1 pseudogene is annotated in these 1,077 nt (G+C 73.3%); it reads right to left on the bottom strand.

From position 1 onward, the window contains the following. Positions 1-124: 124 nt before the first annotated feature. Positions 125-1,077, bottom strand: a pseudogene (locus tag E8A74_RS53705) (hypothetical protein); the annotation flags it as partial.

Below are 1,077 nucleotides of genomic sequence, written 5' to 3' on the forward strand. Positions count from 1 at the left end.
CGCCGCCACCGCCGCCGCCGCCACCGCCGCCGCCGCCGCCACCGCCACCGCCACCGCCGCCGCCGCCGCCGCCACCGCCGCCGCCTCCTGCTGGAGGAGGCGTGAATCTCGGTAAGGGCTGACCTTAGCGCCCGCCTCGGCCCACGGGCTGCGATTGCACCACGCGGCCCAGCGCCAGCACCCGCAGCGTGATCGACTCGTTGTCTGCCGGATCCTGCTGCGGGTGCGGCTCGGCAATGGCTCGCACACGTAGCCGCGGGAAGAGCGGCAGCTTCTCCGACAGCACCTCCGGCATGTACGTCGGCAGCGGCGAACCGCTGCCCAGAGAGAGCAATCCGCCGATGTGCTCCCCGCCGAAGAGCTTGCGCTTCAGGTAATGACGCTCCTCGATCAGGATTCGCTGCGCCGTCGTTTCAAGGTAATCCGACGCGAGCGACCGATTGACCTGGGCAAACGCCTGCCGCACACGCGACAAGGCGCCCTCCAGGAGCGGCACCGCCGCGCTCCGTGGCCTCTGCAGGAGCTCTTCCGCCGCGTCGAGCGCCTCCTTCAGGCGTTTGTCCGCTGCCGCGAGCTGGGAGGCGACGGCCACCGTGGTCTTCAGCGTCTCCAGCGGGTCGCAGGTCATCGCGAGCTCGCCGTTCACGATCACCAGCGGCTGCTCGAAGATCCCGTCCTCGTCGATGGCCTCCTCCATCACGCGGGCCATGCCGATCGCGTCGAGCGGCGGCACGCGGCCGAGCGCGCGCCGGATGTCGCGGCGATCCGTCACGGCCTGCGTCGGCTCCTCCGGCTCCTCGCCCGTGATCCATTCCGTCGGGCGCTGCGGATCCCGCACGTAGGACGCCCACGCCGATTGCTGCCGCACCCGCTGCGGCGCGTGCTCGTCGAACCAGATCAAATCGACGTATTCGGAGGCCGGTGGGCGGCGCCGCACGGGCACGGGCCCAGGCGTCGAAGGCGTGGGCGTGGCCGGCTCGGGGCGCGGCGCGGCCAGGGCCGCGGCATCCGAGGCCGCCGCGAGGCCGCCGAGCGTCGCCTGGGCGTCGTGGAGCGGCGGGGGCGCGACGGGCGCGG

The organism is Polyangium fumosum (assembly GCF_005144585.1).
Lineage (GTDB): Bacteria > Myxococcota_A > Polyangia > Polyangiales > Polyangiaceae > Polyangium > Polyangium fumosum.